This is a genomic window from Streptomyces sp. NPDC033270 (genome assembly GCF_055576575.1).
On record NZ_JBVIRA010000016.1, the window covers coordinates 116,823 to 134,908 of the forward strand.

16 protein-coding genes and 3 tRNA genes are annotated in these 18,086 nt (G+C 71.8%); 15 read left to right on the plus strand and 4 right to left on the minus strand.

Going from position 1 to position 18,086, the window contains the following annotated elements:
• The first annotated feature begins 17 nt into the window (after nucleotides 1–17).
• Nucleotides 18–1,358 (plus strand): RNA polymerase sigma factor, encoded by a 1,341-nt coding sequence (locus ACZ5XZ_RS22595; RefSeq protein WP_468980739.1) that lies wholly within the window; start codon nucleotides 18–20, stop codon nucleotides 1,356–1,358.
• 105 nt (nucleotides 1,359–1,463) lie between these two features.
• Here ACZ5XZ_RS22595 and ACZ5XZ_RS22600 read toward each other — a convergent pair whose 3' ends face one another.
• On the minus strand, nucleotides 1,464–2,945 hold the full coding sequence (locus ACZ5XZ_RS22600; protein WP_468980740.1) for an FGGY family carbohydrate kinase: 1,482 nt from the start codon (nucleotides 2,943–2,945) through the stop codon (nucleotides 1,464–1,466).
• Nucleotides 2,946–3,134: 189 nt separating this feature from the next.
• A complete protein-coding gene (locus tag ACZ5XZ_RS22605) occupies nucleotides 3,135–3,434 on the minus strand; it encodes a YtxH domain-containing protein (RefSeq protein ID WP_468980741.1) in 300 nt (99 codons plus the stop codon).
• 219 nt (nucleotides 3,435–3,653) lie between these two features.
• Between ACZ5XZ_RS22605 and ACZ5XZ_RS22610 the strand changes: the two genes are divergently transcribed.
• The 3 genes from ACZ5XZ_RS22610 to ACZ5XZ_RS22620 all read left to right on the plus strand — a co-directional run bounded on the left by ACZ5XZ_RS22610 (nucleotide 3,654) and on the right by ACZ5XZ_RS22620 (nucleotide 4,060).
• Nucleotides 3,654–3,726, plus strand: a tRNA-Asn gene (locus ACZ5XZ_RS22610).
• 5 nt (nucleotides 3,727–3,731) lie between these two features.
• Nucleotides 3,732–3,804 (plus strand) — tRNA-Asn (locus ACZ5XZ_RS22615).
• A gap of 179 nt (nucleotides 3,805–3,983) precedes the next feature.
• Nucleotides 3,984–4,060: transfer RNA gene (locus tag ACZ5XZ_RS22620), tRNA-Ile, on the plus strand.
• A 343-nt stretch (nucleotides 4,061–4,403) separates the two neighbouring features.
• On the opposite strand, the gene ACZ5XZ_RS22625 is transcribed toward ACZ5XZ_RS22620, so the two are convergent.
• Nucleotides 4,404–5,015, minus strand: coding sequence for a TetR/AcrR family transcriptional regulator (locus ACZ5XZ_RS22625; protein WP_468980742.1), 612 nt, complete (start codon nucleotides 5,013–5,015; stop codon nucleotides 4,404–4,406).
• A 313-nt stretch (nucleotides 5,016–5,328) separates the two neighbouring features.
• On the opposite strand from ACZ5XZ_RS22625, the gene ACZ5XZ_RS22630 reads away from it, so the two are divergent.
• The 11 genes from ACZ5XZ_RS22630 to ACZ5XZ_RS22680 all read left to right on the plus strand — a co-directional run bounded on the left by ACZ5XZ_RS22630 (nucleotide 5,329) and on the right by ACZ5XZ_RS22680 (nucleotide 16,251).
• Entirely contained in the window at nucleotides 5,329–6,513 is a 1,185-nt protein-coding gene (locus ACZ5XZ_RS22630; RefSeq protein ID WP_468980743.1) for a sedoheptulose 7-phosphate cyclase, read from the plus strand.
• Nucleotides 6,510–7,574 (plus strand): 3-oxoacyl-ACP synthase III family protein, encoded by a 1,065-nt coding sequence (locus ACZ5XZ_RS22635; protein ID WP_468980745.1) that lies wholly within the window; start codon nucleotides 6,510–6,512, stop codon nucleotides 7,572–7,574. The genes ACZ5XZ_RS22630 and ACZ5XZ_RS22635 overlap by 4 nt, the downstream gene beginning before the upstream one ends.
• Nucleotides 7,571–8,785 (plus strand): MFS transporter, encoded by a 1,215-nt coding sequence (locus ACZ5XZ_RS22640; RefSeq protein ID WP_468980747.1) that lies wholly within the window; start codon nucleotides 7,571–7,573, stop codon nucleotides 8,783–8,785. Before ACZ5XZ_RS22635 ends, ACZ5XZ_RS22640 begins: the two co-directional genes overlap by 4 nt.
• Nucleotides 8,785–9,777: a zinc-dependent alcohol dehydrogenase gene (locus tag ACZ5XZ_RS22645; RefSeq protein ID WP_468980750.1), complete on the plus strand. Its 993-nt coding sequence runs from the start codon at nucleotides 8,785–8,787 to the stop codon at nucleotides 9,775–9,777. The genes ACZ5XZ_RS22640 and ACZ5XZ_RS22645 overlap by 1 nt, the downstream gene beginning before the upstream one ends.
• Nucleotides 9,770–10,585: an SDR family oxidoreductase gene (locus tag ACZ5XZ_RS22650; RefSeq protein ID WP_468980753.1), complete on the plus strand. Its 816-nt coding sequence runs from the start codon at nucleotides 9,770–9,772 to the stop codon at nucleotides 10,583–10,585. The genes ACZ5XZ_RS22645 and ACZ5XZ_RS22650 overlap by 8 nt, the downstream gene beginning before the upstream one ends.
• Complete coding sequence (locus tag ACZ5XZ_RS22655) at nucleotides 10,582–11,481, plus strand: NADP-dependent oxidoreductase (RefSeq protein ID WP_468980755.1); 900 nt, start codon at nucleotides 10,582–10,584, stop codon at nucleotides 11,479–11,481. The genes ACZ5XZ_RS22650 and ACZ5XZ_RS22655 overlap by 4 nt, the downstream gene beginning before the upstream one ends.
• A gap of 183 nt (nucleotides 11,482–11,664) precedes the next feature.
• Complete coding sequence (locus tag ACZ5XZ_RS22660) at nucleotides 11,665–12,531, plus strand: VOC family protein (protein ID WP_468980757.1); 867 nt, start codon at nucleotides 11,665–11,667, stop codon at nucleotides 12,529–12,531.
• The gene (locus ACZ5XZ_RS22665; RefSeq protein WP_468980759.1) at nucleotides 12,528–13,385 is read left to right on the plus strand and encodes a TIGR03619 family F420-dependent LLM class oxidoreductase; all 858 of its coding nucleotides are present in this window, start codon (nucleotides 12,528–12,530) and stop codon (nucleotides 13,383–13,385) included. The genes ACZ5XZ_RS22660 and ACZ5XZ_RS22665 overlap by 4 nt, the downstream gene beginning before the upstream one ends.
• Nucleotides 13,382–14,077: an HAD-IA family hydrolase gene (locus ACZ5XZ_RS22670; protein ID WP_468980762.1), complete on the plus strand. Its 696-nt coding sequence runs from the start codon at nucleotides 13,382–13,384 to the stop codon at nucleotides 14,075–14,077. The genes ACZ5XZ_RS22665 and ACZ5XZ_RS22670 overlap by 4 nt, the downstream gene beginning before the upstream one ends.
• Nucleotides 14,074–15,087, plus strand: coding sequence for an ROK family protein (locus tag ACZ5XZ_RS22675; RefSeq protein WP_468980764.1), 1,014 nt, complete (start codon nucleotides 14,074–14,076; stop codon nucleotides 15,085–15,087). The genes ACZ5XZ_RS22670 and ACZ5XZ_RS22675 overlap by 4 nt, the downstream gene beginning before the upstream one ends.
• Nucleotides 15,088–15,126: 39 nt before the next feature.
• Entirely contained in the window at nucleotides 15,127–16,251 is a 1,125-nt protein-coding gene (locus ACZ5XZ_RS22680; RefSeq protein WP_468980767.1) for an alcohol dehydrogenase catalytic domain-containing protein, read from the plus strand.
• A gap of 114 nt (nucleotides 16,252–16,365) precedes the next feature.
• Here ACZ5XZ_RS22680 and ACZ5XZ_RS22685 read toward each other — a convergent pair whose 3' ends face one another.
• The gene (locus ACZ5XZ_RS22685; protein ID WP_468980769.1) at nucleotides 16,366–17,796 is read right to left on the minus strand and encodes a PA14 domain-containing protein; all 1,431 of its coding nucleotides are present in this window, start codon (nucleotides 17,794–17,796) and stop codon (nucleotides 16,366–16,368) included.
• Between the last annotated feature and the right edge of the window lie 290 nt (nucleotides 17,797–18,086).

Consider the following 18,086-nt stretch of genomic DNA (forward strand, 5'->3'; position numbering starts at 1 on the left):
CTCCACACTGAGAAGCGGTGCCTGAGTCCTCGGAGCGCGGCGGGTCCGGTCGTACGCCACCGGAATCCCCCGCGGAACCGCTCTTGACGTACGGGACGGGAGGCGGCTCGGCCGCTACCGTGCCCGACCTTTCTGCCGCCTCAGCTGCGATCACCCTGGAGGTCGCCCCCGTGCAGACCCAGACCCTCGCCGATGCGCCGACTGCCGTGGAACCGGACACGGACCCGGTCACGGACCCGGCCGCCGAGCCGCAGAGGGAGCCGGCCCCGGAACCGGTCACCGTGCCGCAGCAGGCCGAGCCTCCCGCCGCCGAGATGTACCTCGGGGAGATCGCCCCGGAACCGGGCCCGGGGCCGGAACCGGAAGCGGAACCAGAACCGGAAGCGGAGCCGGGAGCGGCACTGGAACGGGAGCCGGCACCCTCGCCCCGCCCCGACCCCGGCAGCGGCCCGTCCTCCGATCTCTTCCGCCAGTACCTCCGCGAGATCGGCCGGATCCCGCTGCTCACCGCCGCCGAGGAGGTGGAGCTCGCCCGCCGGGTGGAGGCTGGCCTCTTCGCCGAGGAGAAGCTCACCAGCACCCCCGACCTGTCGTCCCAACTCGCCTACGACCTCGACAAGTTGGTGGTCCTGGGCCGAATGGCCAAACGCCGCCTGATCGAGGCCAACCTCCGCCTGGTGGTCTCCGTCGCCAAGCGCTACGTCGGCCGCGGGCTGACCATGCTCGACCTCGTCCAGGAGGGAAACCTCGGACTGATCCGCGCCGTCGAGAAGTTCGACTACGCCCGCGGCTACAAGTTCTCCACCTACGCCACGTGGTGGATCCGCCAGGCGATGTCACGCGCCCTCGCCGACCAGGCCAGGACGATCCGCGTCCCGGTCCACGTCGTCGAGCTGATCAACCGGGTGGTGCGCGTCCAGCGCCGGATGCTCCAGGAGCGCGGCTACGAACCGACGCCCGAGGAGGTCGCCGCCCACCTCGACCTGACCGAGGAACGCGTCAGCGAGGTGCTGCGCCTGGCGCAGGAGCCGGTCTCGCTGCACGCTCCCGTCGGCGAGGAGGAGGACGTCGCCCTCGGCGACCTCATCGAGGACGGCGACGCCGCCTCACCCGTCGAGTCCGCCGCGTTCCTGCTGCTGCGCGAGCACCTCGACGCGGTCCTGTCCACCCTCGGCGAACGCGAACGCAAGGTCGTCCAGCTCCGCTACGGCCTGGCCGACGGCCGCCCCCGCACGCTGGAGGAGATCGGCCGGATCTTCGGGGTCACCCGCGAACGGATACGGCAGATCGAGTCCAAGACCCTCAACAAACTCCGCGACCACGCCTTCGCCGACCAGCTCCGCGGCTACCTCGACTAGGGCCTGTCCGATGGGAATACCACCCGACCCCATCCCGTTGTGGCCCCGCAGGGGGCGCTCGCATCCCCTACGGGATCTGTTCGCCCCGCCCCTGAGGTGCGCCCGTCACGCCTCCCGCTGGAACGCCCCCGGATGGGCCTCGTCGCGCACCGCCGCGTACTGCTGGCGCACGGCCTGCCCGACCGGCAGCTCCTCGCCCGGATCGAAGATCTGGCTCGCGGCGGCCGGCCACTGCGGCGGATCGACCCAGGCGGCCCCGCCGCCCGGACGGGCCGGTGCTCCGGCGGCCGGCGCGAGCGTGCCGTGCGCGACCCCCCACGCCCAGGCCGCCTGCCGCGCCGCGCCCAGCGCCGCGTACTCCGCCGGCTCTGGCACCACGACCTGCACCCCGAACAGCCCCGGCGCGACCGCCTGCACCGCGCCCAGCTCCGCCGCCGCGCCCAGCAGGAACACCCGGCGCACCGCCACGCCCCGCCCGCGCAGCACGTCCAGCGCGTCGGCGAGGCCGCAGAGCATGCCCTCCACGGCCGCCCGCGCCAGATGCTCCGGCTTCATGCTCTCCCGCCGCATCCCGTGCAACGAGCCGGCGGTGTGCGGCAGATGAGGCGTCCGCTCGCCCTCCAGATAGGGCAGCAGCACCATGCCGTACGCACCGGGCGACGACTTCAGCGCCAGATCGGACACCCCCTCCAGGTCCGTCCCCAGCATCTCCGCGGCGCCGCGCAGCACCCGCACCGCGTTGCTGGTGTGCACCACCGGCAGATGCCGTCCGGTGGCGTCGGCGAACGAAGTGATCGTGCCGCTCGGGTCGGCCAGCGCCTCATGGTGGATCCCGAACACCGACCCCGAGGCGCCCAGCGACACCACGGCGTCACCCTCTCCGACGCCGAGCCCGAACGCCGCGGCCATCGTCTCGCCCGTACCCGCGGAGATCAGCAGGCCTTCCGGGGTGAAGCCGGCGGTCCCGGAGGGGCCCAGCACCTCCGGCAGCCGTACCTGGTGCCCGAGCGCCAGCTCCACGAGATCCGGCCGGTACGACGCGCTCGCCGCCGACCAGAAGCCGGTCGCCGAGGCCCCGCCCCGGTCCGTGGTACGCCGCGCGGGCCGCCCCAGCAGCTGCCAGGCCAGCCAGTCGTGCGGCTGCATGACCTCCGCAATCCGGGCCGCGTTCGCCGGCTCCGTACGCGCCAGCCAGCGCAGCTTGGTCACCAGGTGCGCGGCCTGCGGCACCGCTCCGACGGCCTGCGCCCATGCGGCACGCCCGCCCAGCGAGTCGACCAGATCCGCGGCCGCGCTCTGCGCCCGCTTGTCGTTGCCCAGCAGCGCCGGCCGTACGAGGTTGCCCTCGGCGTCCAGCGGCAGCAGCCCGTGCTGCTGCGCCGAGACACCGATGGCCTGTACGCCTTCGAGCAGCCCGTTGCCAGCCGCCTCGCCGAGCGACATCAGCCACGCCTGCGGATCGGCCTCGGGCCCCTTTTCAACGGGGTGCGGGGCATACCCCCGTCTGATGACGGCACCCGTGTCCGCATCGCAGACGACGATGCGTGTGCTCTCGGACGAACTGTCCAATCCGGCGACTATCCCCATGGCCCCAGATGATGCCTCATGGGACGCATAAGGAGAGAGTCAGGGTTTGCCCGGGAGGGGCGGCCTCGGGTCCCTTCCGGTATCCCCCCGACCCGCTCCCCGGGCATTCCCTGAGGTCATCCGCCTGCGCTGCCCCCCGGGGATCTTCCCGCCGCCCGCCGAACCGTCCGATCCTTCGACCCGTCCGGCTCAGGTGTTGCTGGTTCCCCAGTCGTCCTCGTCGGCGGCTCGCCGCTCCCGCAGGGAGCGGACCCGGTCGGTGACGGCTCCGGGCAGCCGGTCCCCGACCTTGGCGGAAACCGTTCCGAACGCCTTGGTCGCCGCCTCGCGCCCGGTCAGGGCAACGGACTCGGCACTGTTGCGGACCGCCGGGTTCTGCGCGACCCGCTGGGCGGCCTTGCGGAGCTGCTCGTACCGCTCGCGGCCGGCTCGTGCGCCGAGCACGTAACCCGTGGCCAGTCCCGCGATGAACGTGAGCCGGTAGCGCATCGCTCCACCTTTCCCTCTGTCGGTCCCGTCCGGTGCCACCACGCACCGGCACGCCGGGCTGTGCCGCGCCCCTACCCTCCGGGGCCGGAGATCACCCGAGGTGACCTGAGGCGATACCGATTGGCGGAGCACCCCCCTGCTTGCGCTAATGTATGTGTCGCAGCGAGCGCGCGCCGTCCGGAGGCCCGGACAGCGATGCATTCGAGGCACACAGAGCAATCCCCTGTAGCTCAATTGGCAGAGCAGCCGGCTGTTAACCGGCAGGTTACTGGTTCGAGTCCAGTCGGGGGAGCTCGGTCCCCTGTAGCTCAATTGGCAGAGCATTCGGCTGTTAACCGGAGGGTTACTGGTTCGAGTCCAGTCGGGGGAGCAGAGAGAACGAGGACCCCGAAAGGGGTCCTTTTTCTTGTGTCGTGGAACCGAACCCCGGGTGATCGAAGTCCTCTTGGGCATCCGATGTCGCACGACGGCAGCCCTCACGGGCAGCAGATCGTATGAGCGGCTATGCTGCGGCAGACGGCGCGCACAAATGTGCGCGACGCGCCGTGGGGGGCGGTAGCTCAGCCGGTTAGAGCAGCGGACTCATAATCCGTCGGTCGTGGGTTCGAGTCCCACCCGCCCCACCAGTGCAGGGCTGTGACCTGCGGAAACCTTCTTTTTGGGGTCGGAGCGCCAACTTCGCCTCAACGAACTGCATCCGCTGCTCGCGGGTCTGGTTCCGGACCGGCCTGTGGCGAGTGGTGCGCCATTGACCTGCAAGGCAGGTCCTGCCGCCCGCCCGTCTGGGGCTGCTCGGCTTGCACCCCGTGCTGGTCGTGCACCCCGGCTGCGTCACCCTCCCGTTGGTCTTCGGCGCTGACCCTCCTCGCGGGCGAGTGCGGCATGCAGGCGGTGTACGGGTCGATGATCGCCGCCGGTGTCTTCCCGCGCCGGCCGGCGGCACCGTCATCGGGCTCTCCCGGGCCGACCTTACGTCTCGCCCAGCAGTCCGCGGACCGACTCCCACGCCGTTCCCGCGACCGTCCGCAACGCCTCGGCCGTCGCGCCGTCCCGGGCCCGGTGGGACATGCCCTGAACGATCACCCCGGTGAACTCGGCGACCGCGCGTGCGTCGGTGCCGGCCGGGAGGGTGCCCGCGGCGATGTCGGCTCTGATGCGGGCCTCCAGGCGGTCGATGTTGGCGTTGCGGAGATCGCGGAGGTGGTCGGCGACTTGCTGGGCGGCGTCGGAGACCCGGGTGGCGGAGCCTATGACCAGGCAGCCGCCGGGACTGTCGGTGTGGGTGTAGGCGTCGACCGCCTCGTGCAGCAGGCGATGGATCAGGGCGGGGGAGCGGTCCTCCTCGTCGAAGGCGCGCTGCATGAAGCCGCCCCTGCCGTTTTTGTAGTACTCGACGGCGGCGAAGAAGAGGCCCTCCTTGCTGCCGAAGGCCGCGTAGAGGCTGGGGGCGTTGATCCCCATCTCCCGGGTGAGGGTGGCCACCGAGGTGCCGTCGTAACCGTGCCGCCAGAAGGCGAGCATGGCCTTGTCCAGAATGTGTTCGAGATCGAACTTACGGCCCTGGCCGCGTACGCCTGCCATCGGGTGCTCCCGCGTCGTCGTCAGTGAGGGTGCTCTGTCGGGGCGCGGGCCGGGACGCGGCTTCACACCGGTGTGATCCATTATTCATGTATCGATCGATAAACGAATGGTAGTGTCGCCGGGCGGGTGAGGGGAAACCGGTACGCCGACAGGCGTGGTCCCTCGCCGCATCTCCATGCGCCACGCGGCGCGGCGACAGGGTGGTCGCCGGCCGTGACACATCTGTCTGCACACAGGGGGACTCCAGGTGCACAGCAGTGCCGCATACACCGATGGCTTAACGCGTCGTCACTCCGCCTCCCCGTCTTGGACCGTGGAGGCCATCAAACAGGTTCGGTACCACGTCGTCGAGGCGTCCGGACTGTTCGAGCTCGACAGCACTCTGCTGTTATCGGGCTGCGCTGACGCCCCGCTGTTACCCGGCGACCGGCGTCTCGTCGTGATCGACTCCACCGTTCGGAAACTCCACGGGGAGCGCATCACCCGCTACTTCGACCACCACGGCATCGCGGTCACCCTCCTTCCCGTACGCGCGGACGAGAGCGTCAAGCGGTGGAGCCTGGTGACGGACGTGGTCGACGCCATGAACGACTTCGGCATCGACCGCAGGCGCGAACCGGTGATCGCAATCGGCGGCGGCGTCCTCCTCGACGTCGTCGGACTCGCCGCCAGCCTGTACCGGCGCGGCACACCCTACATACGCATACCCACCACGCTGGTGGGCCTGGTCGACGCCGGGGTCGGCGTGAAGACCGGGGTCAACTACCAGCAGGGCAAGAACCGGCTCGGCACCTACGCGCCGGCCGTGGCGACCTTCGTGGACCGCTCCTTCCTGAGCACTCTCGACGCCCGGCACCTCTCCAACGGGCTGGCGGAGATCCTCAAGATGGCGCTGATCAAGTCGGCGGAACTCTTCGGTCTTCTGGAGGACTTCGGGCCGCTGCTGATCGAGGACCGCTTCCAGGGAAGCACTCCCGCACTGGAGACGGCGGCCCGCCGGGTCGTCTCCGAGGCCATCCATCTGATGCTGGAAGAACTCCAGCCCAATCTGTGGGAACAGTGCCTGGAACGGTGCGTCGACTACGGGCACACCTTCAGCCCCACCATCGAGATGGAGGCGCTGCCGGAGCTGCTGCACGGTGAGGCGGTCGCCGTCGACATGGCGCTCACCACCGTGATGGGAAGGATGCGCGGCGATGTCACCGAGCATCAGGCCCAGCGCGTACTGGCACTGATGGACCGGCTGCGACTGCCCCTGTGGACCGAGGTCCTGGCCCGCCCGGGAATCCTGGACGGCGCACTCGCCGACACAGTGCGCCACCGCGACGGACAGCAGCGGCTGCCGCTGCCGGTCGGCATCGGACACCACCGCTTCGTCAACGACGTCACCCCCGAGGAACTGAACACCGCGCTCAAGGAACTCGACACCGAACGACGACGGATCGGGCAGGACTTCGGACCGGCCGCCGGACTCGTAGGGGCCGGTGAGGCAGCGTGAAGTGGGACAGCCTCTACATCGAGGGCTTCGGCTCCTATCTGCCCGAAGAGCGTGAGTTCGCCGCAGAGATGGTGGCCGCTGGACGGTACAGCCAGGTCGAACACGAGAAGACCGGACAGGTGTCGGCCACCATAGCCCGACCCGAACGCGGCGAGACCGCCCCCGAGATGGCGGCGGCCGCCGGACGCGCCGCGCTCGCGGACGCCGGGACCGACCCCGCTGACATCGATGTCCTGGTCCACGCGGTGGTGCTGAACAACGGCCTGGAGGCCTGGAACTGCGGCGCTTATCTGCAGAGCGAGCTCGGCATAGAGGAATGCATACCGATCGAGATACGCACCGCCTGTGCGGGCGCCGTCGTCGGCATGGAACTCGTCGGTCGCTGGTGTGCGGGCTCCGGCAAGGGCATGGTCACCGCCTCCGACGTCTGGCAGCTGCCGCTCTTCGACCGCTGGAACTCCGACAGCGGACTGGTCTACGGCGACGGCGCGGGTGCCCTGGTCCTCGGCCACGACGGCGGCCCCTTCCGGGTCCTGTCCACCTCCGTGGTCAGCGACCCGCTGCTCGAGCGGATGCACCGCGGCAACGATTCGATGGCGATGCCGTACTACGGCTCCAGCACCCCCATCGACCTGTGCCAGCGGGTCACCGCATTCACCGAGACCCGCAGCATCGAGGAGTTCTGGACCCGGAACACCGCCGCACTGTCACGCAGCGCCGAGACCGCACTCGCCGACGCCGACACCGCACACTCCGACATCGCCCACTGGCTGGTGCCGCACTTCGGCCGGGTCCTGCTGCGCAAGCAGTGCTTCACCCCGCTGAAGATCGACGCCGGCCAGACGCTCGCCGAACGCGGCTGGGAGATCGGGCACACCGGCGCTGCCGACCCGGTCGTCGGCCTCGACCTGCTGCGCCACTCCGGCGCCCTCACCCCGGGCGACCGGGTGCTGCTCACCGGCATAGGCGCCGGATTCACCTGGGGCTGCGTGGTCGTGGAGTACACCGGCGCGCACGCACACACCACCGAGACGAACGAGACGAAGGGGGGCGTCCGTTGACCGCCACCACCAAGACCGAGACCGCAACGCCCGTACCAGGGGCGGGCGCCAACGCCGCCGTGTTCTGGATGCTGCTCGCCGTCTTCGGCGTCGGCACCGTCGAATACCTCGTCGCCGGTGTCCTGCCGGACATCGCGGGCGACGTCAAGGTATCCGACGCCACCGCCGGCCTCCTGGTGACCGTCTACGCGGTCACCGTGATGATCGGCGGTCCGCTGCTCACCATCGTCACCACCCGGGTGCCGCGCACCGCCCTGATCATCGGCTCCATGGCGGTCTTCGTCATCGGCACCCTCGGCACGGCTCTGGCGCACAGCTTCGCGCTCCTGATCGTCTTCCGGATCGTCACCGCGCTGCCGCACGCCACCTTCTTCGCCCTCTGCCTGGTCCTCGCCACCTCGCTGGTGCCGCCGGAGTTCCAGGGCCGGGTGATCGCCCGGGTCTCGCTCGGCCTGAACCTGGCCACCGTGCTCGGCGTGCCGCTCGGCACCCTGATCGGCGGCGAGTTCGGCTGGCGTACCTCCTTCGTGGTCGTCGCCGTCTTCCAGACCCTGGTCACCGTCGGGCTCGTGGCCGTCACCCGGCGCGCTCCCGCTCGCCCGGCCGGGTCCATCTCCGCCGAACTCACCGTCTTCACCCGGCCCTCGGTGTGGGCTGCGCTCACCCTGACCGCGCTCAGCCAGGCCGCCCTGTTCGTCGTCTTCACCTACATCGCGCCCTACCTCCGCGACTACACCGGCTTCTCGTCCGGTCACGTCACGCTGCTCCTGTTCGTCTTCGGTATCGGCTCGGTGGCCGGGAACCAGCTCGGCGGACACTTCGCCGACCGCTCCATCGACCGCACCCTGTTCGTCGCGCTCGGCGCCCTCACCGTCGCCCTCGGCCTGCTCGCGCTCTTCGGTTCGAGCACCTGGTTCACCGCCCCCTGGCTCTTCGTCCTTGGCGCTGCGGGCTTCTCGATCATCCCGCCGCTGGCCTCCAAGTTGATCACCGCGGCGAGTGAGGCCCCCAACCTCGCCGCCACGGTCAACATCGCGGGCTTCCAGCTCGCCAACGCCGCCGGCGCCTGGATCGGCTCGGCCACCCTCTCCCTCGGAGCATCGCTGGCCTCGCTGCCCGCGGTCGGCGCCGCCCTGGCCCTGGCAGCCGTCCTCGCCCTTGCCGTGGGCACCCGCCGCACCCTTGCCCGGACGGCAGGTGAGGGCCGTTGATGCGGGCCGCCGTCATCGACAAACCGCACACCGCGACCCTGGTGGAGACCGCCCGACCGGTCGCCGGACCCGGTGAGGTCCTGGTCAGGATCGCCTACGTCGGCCTGTGCGGCAGCGACCTGGAGCTGCTCCACGGCACCTCCCCCTACCTCGCCGACGGGCGGGCCGCCTTCCCGCACCGGTTCGGCCACGAATGGGCCGGCACCGTCGAGGAGTACGGCCCCGGCGTCACCGGACTGCGCCACGGCGAGGTGGTCACCGGCTCCACCATGATCCCCTGCCAGTCCTGCCGGTCCTGCGCCTCCGGCCACCGCAACCTCTGCACCGAACTGCGCGAGGTCGGCCTGTACGGCTGGACCGGTGCCGCCGCCGAGTACCTGGTGATGCCCCGCCATGCCCTGGTCCCCTTCGGTCCCGGCACGGAGCACCCACGCCCGGCACACGTCCTGGTCGAACCCCTGGTCACCGTCCTGGAGGCGGTCCGCGCGGCCGACCTCCGGGCCGGTGACCAGGTCCTGGTCGTCGGCGCGGGCACCATGGGCAGCCTCGCCGCCGCCGTTCTCGCCCGCTACCCGGTGACCGTCGACATCGCCGAACCCGGCAGCGTCGGCCACCTCCCGCCCGGCAGCTACCGCGACCGGGTCACGCGCACCGCCGACGCGCCCACCGGCTACGACCTCGTCCTGGAGTGCTCCGGTGCCCCCGGCACCCTCACCGCCGCGCTGGACCGTCTGCGCCCCGGCGGCCTGTGCCTCCTGGTCGGTGTCCCCGCGCAGGCCGAGACCGTCGACCCCGGCCGGATCACCCTCAACGGCCTCCGCATCGCGGGAGTCCGGCACGGCGTCGACCACTACGCCCGCGCCGTCGCCCTCGTCGACGAACTCGCCGCCGGTCTCGTCGACCAGGTGATACCGCTCGCCGAGGTCGCCCGCGCCTTCGACGTGCTCCAGCACGGCCGGATCCGGCCCAAGGTGGTGCTGAGCGTTGCCTGACCTGCACACCACACTGATCACCGGCGCCAGCAGCGGCATCGGCCGGGCCGCCGCCCGGGCGCTCGCCCGCCCCGGCCACCGGCTGCTTCTCGGCTACGCCACCGGCGAGGACCGGATCCGCCAGGTCGCCGGGGAGCTGCAGCGCACCACCGGCGCCGAGTGCGTCCCGGTCCGGGCCGATCTGCGCGACCCGGAGGCCGCCGTCGACAGCTGCATGGCCGCCGTCGAGCGGGCCGGGCGTATCGACTGCCTGGTCAACAACGCCGGCATCAACGACCGCACCGCCGCCGACGCCCTTGAACTGAAGCGGGCCGACGAGGTGTTCGCGATCAACGCCCTCGCCCCCATGACGCTCGCCTCCGCGGTGGGCCACCACATGATCCGAGGCGGCGTCCGGGGCAGCATCGTGAACGTCACCTCCGTCCACGAGACCGTGCCCATCAGCGGCGGCGCGCTCTACTGCGCCAGCAAGGCCGCCCTGGGCATGATCACCAAGGTTCTCGCCCTGGAGTTCGGCCGGTTCGGCATCCGGGTCAACTCCGTCGCCCCCGGCGAGACCGCCACCGCCATGAACGGCGTCCACGACGAGGACACCTACCGGGAGATCTCCCGGCCCGACATTCCGCTCGGACGCCCGGCCGGAGCCGAGGAGATCGCCTCGCTCATCGCCTATCTCGCCGGGCCCGGCTCCGGCTACCTCACCGGCGCCTCGGTCCTCGCCGACGGCGGACTCGCCCTGACCGCGGCGGAGGCCAACGCCCGCCACGCCTTCACCACCGTTCCTCCGAGGGAGAACCCACCGGCATGAAAGCTGTCACCTTCCACCGCACCGGCGACCCGGAGGTCCTGGCCCTCGCCGAGGTGCCCGAACTGCCCCTCGGACCGCAGGACATCCGTGTCACCGTCACCGCGGCCGCCGTGAACCCGGTCGACCTCAAGACCCGTTCCGGCTTCCTCACCATGAACCTGACCTACCCGGCCGTCCCCGGCTGGGACGTCTCCGGCGTCGTCACCGAGACCGGCAGCGAGGTCACCCGGTTCGCCGTGGGCGAGCAGGTCATCGGCATGATCGCCCAGCCGGTCCACCGCTACGGCACCTATGCCGAGCAGGTCACCGCCGACGCACGCCTCTTCGCCCGTGCCCCGGCCGGAGCGCCGCTGGAGGAGGTCGCCGCGCTCCCGCTCGCCGGACTCACCGCCGTCCAGACCCTGGCCAAGCTCACGCTGCCGCCCGGCGCGCCGGTGCTCGTCACCGGCGCGGCCGGCGCGGTCGGCCGGATCGCCGTCCAGCTGTTGCTCGCCGACGGGCACCCCGTCGACGCCCTGGCCCGGACCGGCGACACCGAACCCCTGCGGGCCATCGGCGTCGGCACCGTCCACACCCGGCCCGAAGATCTCCCCGACGCCACCCACACGGCTGTCGTCGACACCGCGGGCGTGGCCGCCGCGATCCGCGCGGTCGCCGACGGCGGCCAGTTCGTCGCCATCGACGACAACCTCCAGCCCGCGCCCGAGCGCGGCATCACTCCCCGCAAGAGCTACGTCGACGAGAACGGCGACCAGCTCCAGACCCTGAGCGACCTGATCACCGCTGGCCGCCTCACGGTACCGGCCGGCCGCCGCTACCCGCTCGCCGACGCCGCCCGCGCCCACCACGACTTCGGCGCGGGCGGCCTGCGAGGGAAGGTCCTGCTCCTGGCGTGACGCACCCGCACCCGATGTCGGCTGCGCACCCGGTCACGGAGTCGCGCACGGTCCCGACCCCGGCCACGGCCTAGGCCACCGGCCGGTACTCGTAACCGGCCACCGGCCGTACCCGGTTCCGGCCACCAGCCCCCACACCACCCGGGTCGTCGATCCGACCCCGCACCCCGAAGGAACCCCCGCATGAGCACGGCTCCGGACACCTCCCTGACGCTCGCCCCGGGCACCCGCCCGCCGGCCCACCGGATCACGGTGGCGGTGCCCGACGTCGCGGAGGCCACCGCCTTCCTCGCGGAACTGGCCGGGCCCTCGACCGTGGACAGGGACGGCGGGGCCGGCGTCGTCTCGTTCTCACCCGGCATCGAGGTGCGACTCGTTCCCACCGCGCCCGCCGGCACCCCCGACACCCCGCCCCGCCTGGTCGACATCGGCACCAACCACCTCTGCCTCCGCGTCGGCGACATCGAGGCAGCCGTCGCCCACCTGGAAGAGCTTCCCGGGGTCGACGTCCTCGGCGACATCGTCACCATCCCCGAGGGCCCGATCCGCGGAAACCGCTGGATCTACTTCCGCTCCCCCTGGGGCACCCTCTTCGAACTGCAACAGTGGCCCGACACCCCCGGATACGTCGACACCACCGCCGAACGGCTCCACCACGCCCAGCGGCCGGCCAACGACGCGCCCCTGCCGACCCTGCTCGGCCTGGACCACACCGGCTACAGCGTCCAGAGCCTCGACGCCACTGTCGACCACCTGGTCACCCACCACCGGGCACGGGTCGTCCTGCGCACCGAGATCACCGTCGATCGGGCCTTCATGCGACGCCAGTTCGACCTCGATGTCGAGGGCACCTCGGCGATGGCCATGGTCGTCGTCGACGACGCTCTGAACCTCGAACTCTTCCAACACGGTGTCCCCGACCAGGAACCGCCGCGCCCCCTCGACCGCCTCGGCGGCAACCTGCTCGAACTCCACGCCACACCGCAACCCGCCCCCACAGCCCACCACGCTCCCTTCGGGCTCACCCTCCCCGGGCCGGTGACCACGTGAAATTCGGCATCAACCTGCCCAACTTCGGCCCCCAGATGACACCTGAGGGCATGCTCACCTGGACCCGCGAGGCCGAACGGCTGGGCTTCGACACCGTCCTGGTCTCCGACCACCTCGCCCTCACCGACGACGCCCACCGGCGCTCACCGGCCCCGTTCCACGAGAGCCTCACCACCCTCTCCTGGCTGGCCGGGCAGACCGAGACCGTCCGTGTCGGCGCGGGCGTCCTCATCGCCTCCCACCGCCACCCGATCGCGCTCGCCCGGGCCACCGCCACCATCGACCAGCTCAGCGGCGGCCGCCTCGTCGTAGGCTTCGGCGTCGGCTGGGCCCCGCGCGCCTTCGACGTCCTGGGCGTGGACTTCCGCAGGCGCGGCGCCCTCACCGACCAAACCCTGGACGTCCTGGTCGCGGCGTGGACCTCCGACACCGTCACCCACCGCGGCCACCGGGTGCACACCGCACCCAGGCCCGTACAGGATCCGCATCCGCCGCTGTGGATCGGCGGCAACGGACCGCGCGCCCTGGAACGCGTCAACCGCATCGGCACCGCCTGGCATCCGCTCCACCCCAGCCGGCAACTGTGCGCCCTGGCCGCCGGGGCCCTCGCGGAAGGCAAGGAGTTCGCCCCGAGGATCTTCTTCCTCCCCACCACCACCCCCGCCGACCCCGACTCCCGGCCTCTCGGCTACGGCACACCCGACCAGATCCGCTCCGACATCGCCTTCCTCCGCGAACTCGGTGCCGACCACGTGATCCTCGACACCGACCCCGGCGACCAGCGTCTGCGCAGGCACTGGAAGGAAGACCTCGAACTGATCCGGCTCGCCGCACACACCCTGGAGATCGGATGACCTCCCTGCGTGCCGTGACGGCCCGCGCTCTGCTCTTCGACATGGACGGCACCCTGGTCGACTCCGCCGACTCCATCGACCGCGTCTGGCGGGAGTTCGCCGCCCGCCACCGTCTCGACCCCGCCACCGTGCTCGCCGCGCTGCCCGGCCGCACCGCGCACGACATCGTCGCCGGGCTCCTCCCCGCAGCCGGCTCCTCCCACGTCACCGCCGAAGTCGCCTGGATCCGGGCACGCGAGGAGGCCACCGCCGACACCGTCACCGAGATCCCGGGCGCCCGTCGGCTGCTCACCTCCCTGCCCGCGCACACCTGGGCCGTCGTCACCTCCGCCTCCCGCACCATGACCGAACGCCGCCTCACCGCCGCCGGACTGCCCCTGCCCGCCGTCGCCGTCTGCGCCGACGACGTCCAGGTCGGCAAACCCGACCCCGAGGGCTTCCGCGCCGCCGCCCGCCTCCTCGACGTGGACATCGCCGACTGCCTCCTCTTCGAGGACTCCGCCCCCGGCCTGCTCGCCGCCCGCCGCTCAGGCGGCACCCCCGTCGCCGTCGCCGCCCCCGTCGCCGAACCGGCCCCGTACCGCGTCGACGACCTGACCGCCGTCACCGCCCACGTCCAGGACGGCCGTATCCGCCTGGAGATCCGGCAGCCCCGGGCACACGCCGAACCGGCAGAGGGGATACGGCTGTGAGCCCACGGGCCGTGCCGGAGGACCGCGTCGACCTGGTACGTACCGAGGTCGCCGTCGACCTCGGAGGGACCTGGTTGCGGATCCGGACCGGGTCCGGGGAGACCGTACGGCTCCCCGCGCCCAGCATCCTCAACCGGCCCGGCGAGGATCCGGCAGCGCTCCTCGATCAGCTGATCGAGACCCTGGCCGACGCGGTGCCGGCGGACGCGCGGGTGGCGATGTCCTGCGGTGCCGCCATGGACGAGGAGCGTGGCGTGCTGCACGGTTCGGGCCCGCTCTGGGGCGGTGGCCCGGACCGGCCCGTCCCGCTCCGCGCCCTGCTCACCGCCCGTCGCCCGGACGTCGACTGGCACCTGTTCAACGACGTCACCGCCGGCCTTGCAAGCTTCGTCGAGCGGTTCGCCCGCCCCCACCACCGCCGCGTCGTGTACCTCACGGTGAGCAGCGGCATCGCCCTGCGCACCGCCGACCTCACCGAACGCTCCGTCCCGGTCGACGCCCACGGCATGCAGGGCGAGGTCGGCCACCTCCCGGCCGCTTCCACCGCACCCGCCGCCGTCCGCGCACTGAGCTGCCCCTGCGGCGGCACCGGCCACGTCGCCGCCCTGGCCGCCGGACCCGCCCTGCCGCACGTCGCGGCCGCGCTCGGCATCGAACGCCCCGAGGGCATCCGCGACGCCCTCCCCGTCCGGCTACGGTCCGAAGACCCCGCCGCCCGCCGCCTGCTCACCACCGTCGTGGAACCCGTCGCCGAAATCGTGCGCACCTTGCGCTGCCTCGATCCCCGGATCGACCTCATCGGCATCGGCGGCGGCTACGCGGAAGGCCTCGGCGACCCCTACCGCGCCGAACTGGTCCGCCAGGTGAGCGAGGTACGCAGCTACGCCGACCGCGACACCGGCCCCGACCGGGCCGGACACCGGCTGCGGCTCTGCCGCCCCGGCGAGGTGGACCCGATGGCGGGCGCCGTCGCGCTCTCCCGCGGCGCACTGACCGTCACCAAACACTGAGACCAGCCCGTTCACCTGTCACCACCCGGGAAGGACCCCATGCCGGCCACGGCCACCCACCGCGCGATCGTCCGCCACGGCACCAGCTGCCGCGTCGAAGAGGTCCCCACCCCGGACCCCGGCGAGGGCGAACTCCTGCTTGCACCCGAGCATGTGAGCCTCTGTGGTACCGACATCCAGATCCTGCGCGGCGACCGCGACGACCCCTCACCCGTCGTCGGGCACGAGGGCGCCGCCCAGGTCGTCGCCGCCGGACCCGGCACCGACGGCTTCGCGCCCGGCGACCGGGTGGTCGTCAACCCCACCCACCCCGGCGACCCCTCGTTCCTCCTCGGCCACAATGTGCCGGGCCTCTTCCAGCAACGCGTCCTCATCGGCGCCTCGGCCGTCCGCGGCGGCCTGGTCTCCCACCTCCCCGAAGACCTCCCCGCCGCCCGCGCCACCCTCGTCGAACCGTACGCGGTCGTCCGCTACGCCCTCTCCTGCTTAGCCGCCTCGGCTCCCGACACCCTTGTCGTCCACGGCGACGGCCTGACCGGCAATCTCGCCGCCCTTCTCGCGCCCCGCTTCCTCTTCCCCACTGTCCGGGTCGTCGTGGTCCACCGCACAGAAGCCGGCCTCAAATGGACCCAGGCCCACTTCCCTCACACGGTGAGCGTCCTTGCCACCGATCCCCTCGACCGACATGTCACCGGCACCGTCGCGCTCCTCGTCACCACCCATCGCAGCGGAACCGTCCCCGCCGTCGAAGCCGCCCTCACCGCCCTCGGCGAGCGCCTGGTCGCCATCCATCCCCTCGGCGGCGTCCCGCCCCGCGCCACCACCCCCCTGCTGCCCGGCGTCGACCTCGACGGCGTCCGCCGCGCGGGCACCGGCGGCCCCTGGCCCCCCGCCACCACCACCTTCACCCGCCCGGGCCTGAGCCTCACCCTTAGCGGCAACCGCGGCGTCACCAACCCCCAGCTCCTCGCCGCCGCCGAAGCCCTGCGCACCGACAGCACCGTCGACCCGCTCCTCACCCACGTCATGGCCCTGGAGCCCGGCGTCCGCCACCTCAACCGGATCATCGGCGACCGTACCCGCACCGTCGACGGCGAACTCGTCATCCGCCTGGTCATCGACCTGGGGAACGGCCCCGCACACCACGGCGGCCGACTGCCGTAGCCGCCCCAGCGGGGACCTGGGTGCTCAGGTCCCCGACGGCGAAGCAACAGGGTCCGGATCAAGCAGCGGCGAGGTGACCGCCTCCGGGTGCCGGCGCGTGCTTTCCGGGAAGCGTCAGCCGACCGGCACGGTCGCGGTGCGGATCTCGCTGGACGGCGAGTAGTTCCCGGCCGCGTCATAGGTGCGGGCGCGGTACTCGTAGCTGCGTCCGTCGGCGGGCAGCGGGTCGCAGACGGTGGCCGTGGCGGTGGCGAGGCGCGGGTCGTAGCCCTTGTGCAGGACGGCCGACCAGGCGTCCGTCCCCGCCTCGCGGCGCTCGATCTCCAAGCCGGTGAAGTCGCGGATCGGGGCCGGCGTGCTGTCGGTGACGGTCGCCTGGATGCCGGTCGCGCAGGAGCGCAGGGTCAGCTCGGGGGCGTAGGCGGGGGCGATGCCGTCGGGGATCTCCAGCCAGAGCTCATTGGTGGCGGTGGCGTCGAGCCCGTTCGGGTTGTAGGTGGTGGTGCCGCCGTCGTTGGTGACCAGGACGCGGTAGTGGCCCCACTCGCCGTCGGCGACGACCGGCTCGGTGGTCCAGGTGTTGCCCTTGGTGGTGCCGAGCGGGACCCAGACCCAGCGGCCGTCCACCTTGTCGTTGCTCAGGACCGTGTAGTGGTCGAAGTGCGGCTCGCTGTTCAGGGGCCACTTCAGCGTGACCTTGCCGGTCGCCTTGTCGTACGTGCCCGTCAGCTCGGTCACCACGGGCAGCGGGCGCACGAGGGTGTCGGTGCTGCCCGACGAGGTGTTGCCCGCCTTGTCCTTGGCGCGGACCTCGTAGTAGTAGGGCGTGCGGTCGTCGGGGTTCACGAGGGGGTCGGTGTGGCTGCGGGCGGTGGTCGTGGTGACCTGCGTCCAGGTGCTGGAGCCCACGGGCCGCCGGTAGAGGGCGTAACCCGCGAGGTCCATCTCCTTGTTGGCGGACCAGGAGACGGTCGTCTTGCGGGTCGTGGTGTTGTAGGCGGTCTGCACGCCGGTGGGGGCGAAGGGCTTCGTCTTGTCGTACGTGGCCGAAGTCCGGGGCGTGTACGTGTACTTGACCTTCGCGGCGCCGCTCCAGTTCGCGTAGTCCACGCGGAGGGTGTGCTTGCCGGAGGGGACGGTGAGGTTGACGCTCTGGGAGCGGGCGGTGTCACCGGTGCCCTTCCACAGGTCGATCTTGCGGACCCCGTCCAGGTAGACACGGACGCCGTCGGTGGCGGAGGCGGTGAACGCGAAGGGGCCGCCGGAGCCGAAGTCGCGGGTCACCGACCAGCGGACGCCGAAGTTGTCCGCCGGTATGCCGGAGACCGGGCCGCCGGACCAGCTCTGGTCGATGGCGCTGTCGCAGTCGGTCTTCACCGGGGAGCCGGAGAACGAGGTGTTCTTGTAGAACGTCCGCTTGTAGACGTTGGCCGAGCAGGTGACGTCGGCGGCTGCCGCCTGCGGGGCGGCGGCCAGCAGGCTGCCGAGGACGACGGCGGACATGATGCCACCGGTCCGGGCGACGACGAGTCTCTTCTGGTGCACGGGGACCTTTCGCACTGTGCGGGTCAAGACATACAGCGCGGAGACTCGTGAGGTGGGAAGAAGGTTGCACGGCGCGCGGATGGCGTGAGGCGCGGATGACGTGCAGGGCCCGGCGGCGATCGCGCCGCGTCGTACGCGGACAAATGCCTGGACGACCGCGAGCGACCGCGCCTAGGGTGGGTGCACGCCCGTGATCACAGAGAAGGAGGCGAGAGCGATGTCCACCACAACAGCCGTGCGCTCCCGCCCCGTCCACCGGGCGTCCCAGGTCTGATCCGGGAGCGCGTCAC

Coding starts and splice junctions, on each gene's coding strand:
- ACZ5XZ_RS22680 (WP_468980767.1), top strand. CDS start 15,127: ATGCCGGCCACGGCCACCCACCGCGCGATCGTCCGCCACGGCACCAGC.
- ACZ5XZ_RS22605 (WP_468980741.1), bottom strand. CDS start 3,434: ATGCGCTACCGGCTCACGTTCATCGCGGGACTGGCCACGGGTTACGTG.
- ACZ5XZ_RS22670 (WP_468980762.1), top strand. CDS start 13,382: ATGACCTCCCTGCGTGCCGTGACGGCCCGCGCTCTGCTCTTCGACATG.
- ACZ5XZ_RS22625 (WP_468980742.1), bottom strand. CDS start 5,015: ATGGCAGGCGTACGCGGCCAGGGCCGTAAGTTCGATCTCGAACACATT.
- ACZ5XZ_RS22600 (WP_468980740.1), bottom strand. CDS start 2,945: ATGGGGATAGTCGCCGGATTGGACAGTTCGTCCGAGAGCACACGCATC.
- ACZ5XZ_RS22645 (WP_468980750.1), top strand. CDS start 8,785: ATGCGGGCCGCCGTCATCGACAAACCGCACACCGCGACCCTGGTGGAG.
- ACZ5XZ_RS22655 (WP_468980755.1), top strand. CDS start 10,582: ATGAAAGCTGTCACCTTCCACCGCACCGGCGACCCGGAGGTCCTGGCC.
- ACZ5XZ_RS22660 (WP_468980757.1), top strand. CDS start 11,665: ATGAGCACGGCTCCGGACACCTCCCTGACGCTCGCCCCGGGCACCCGC.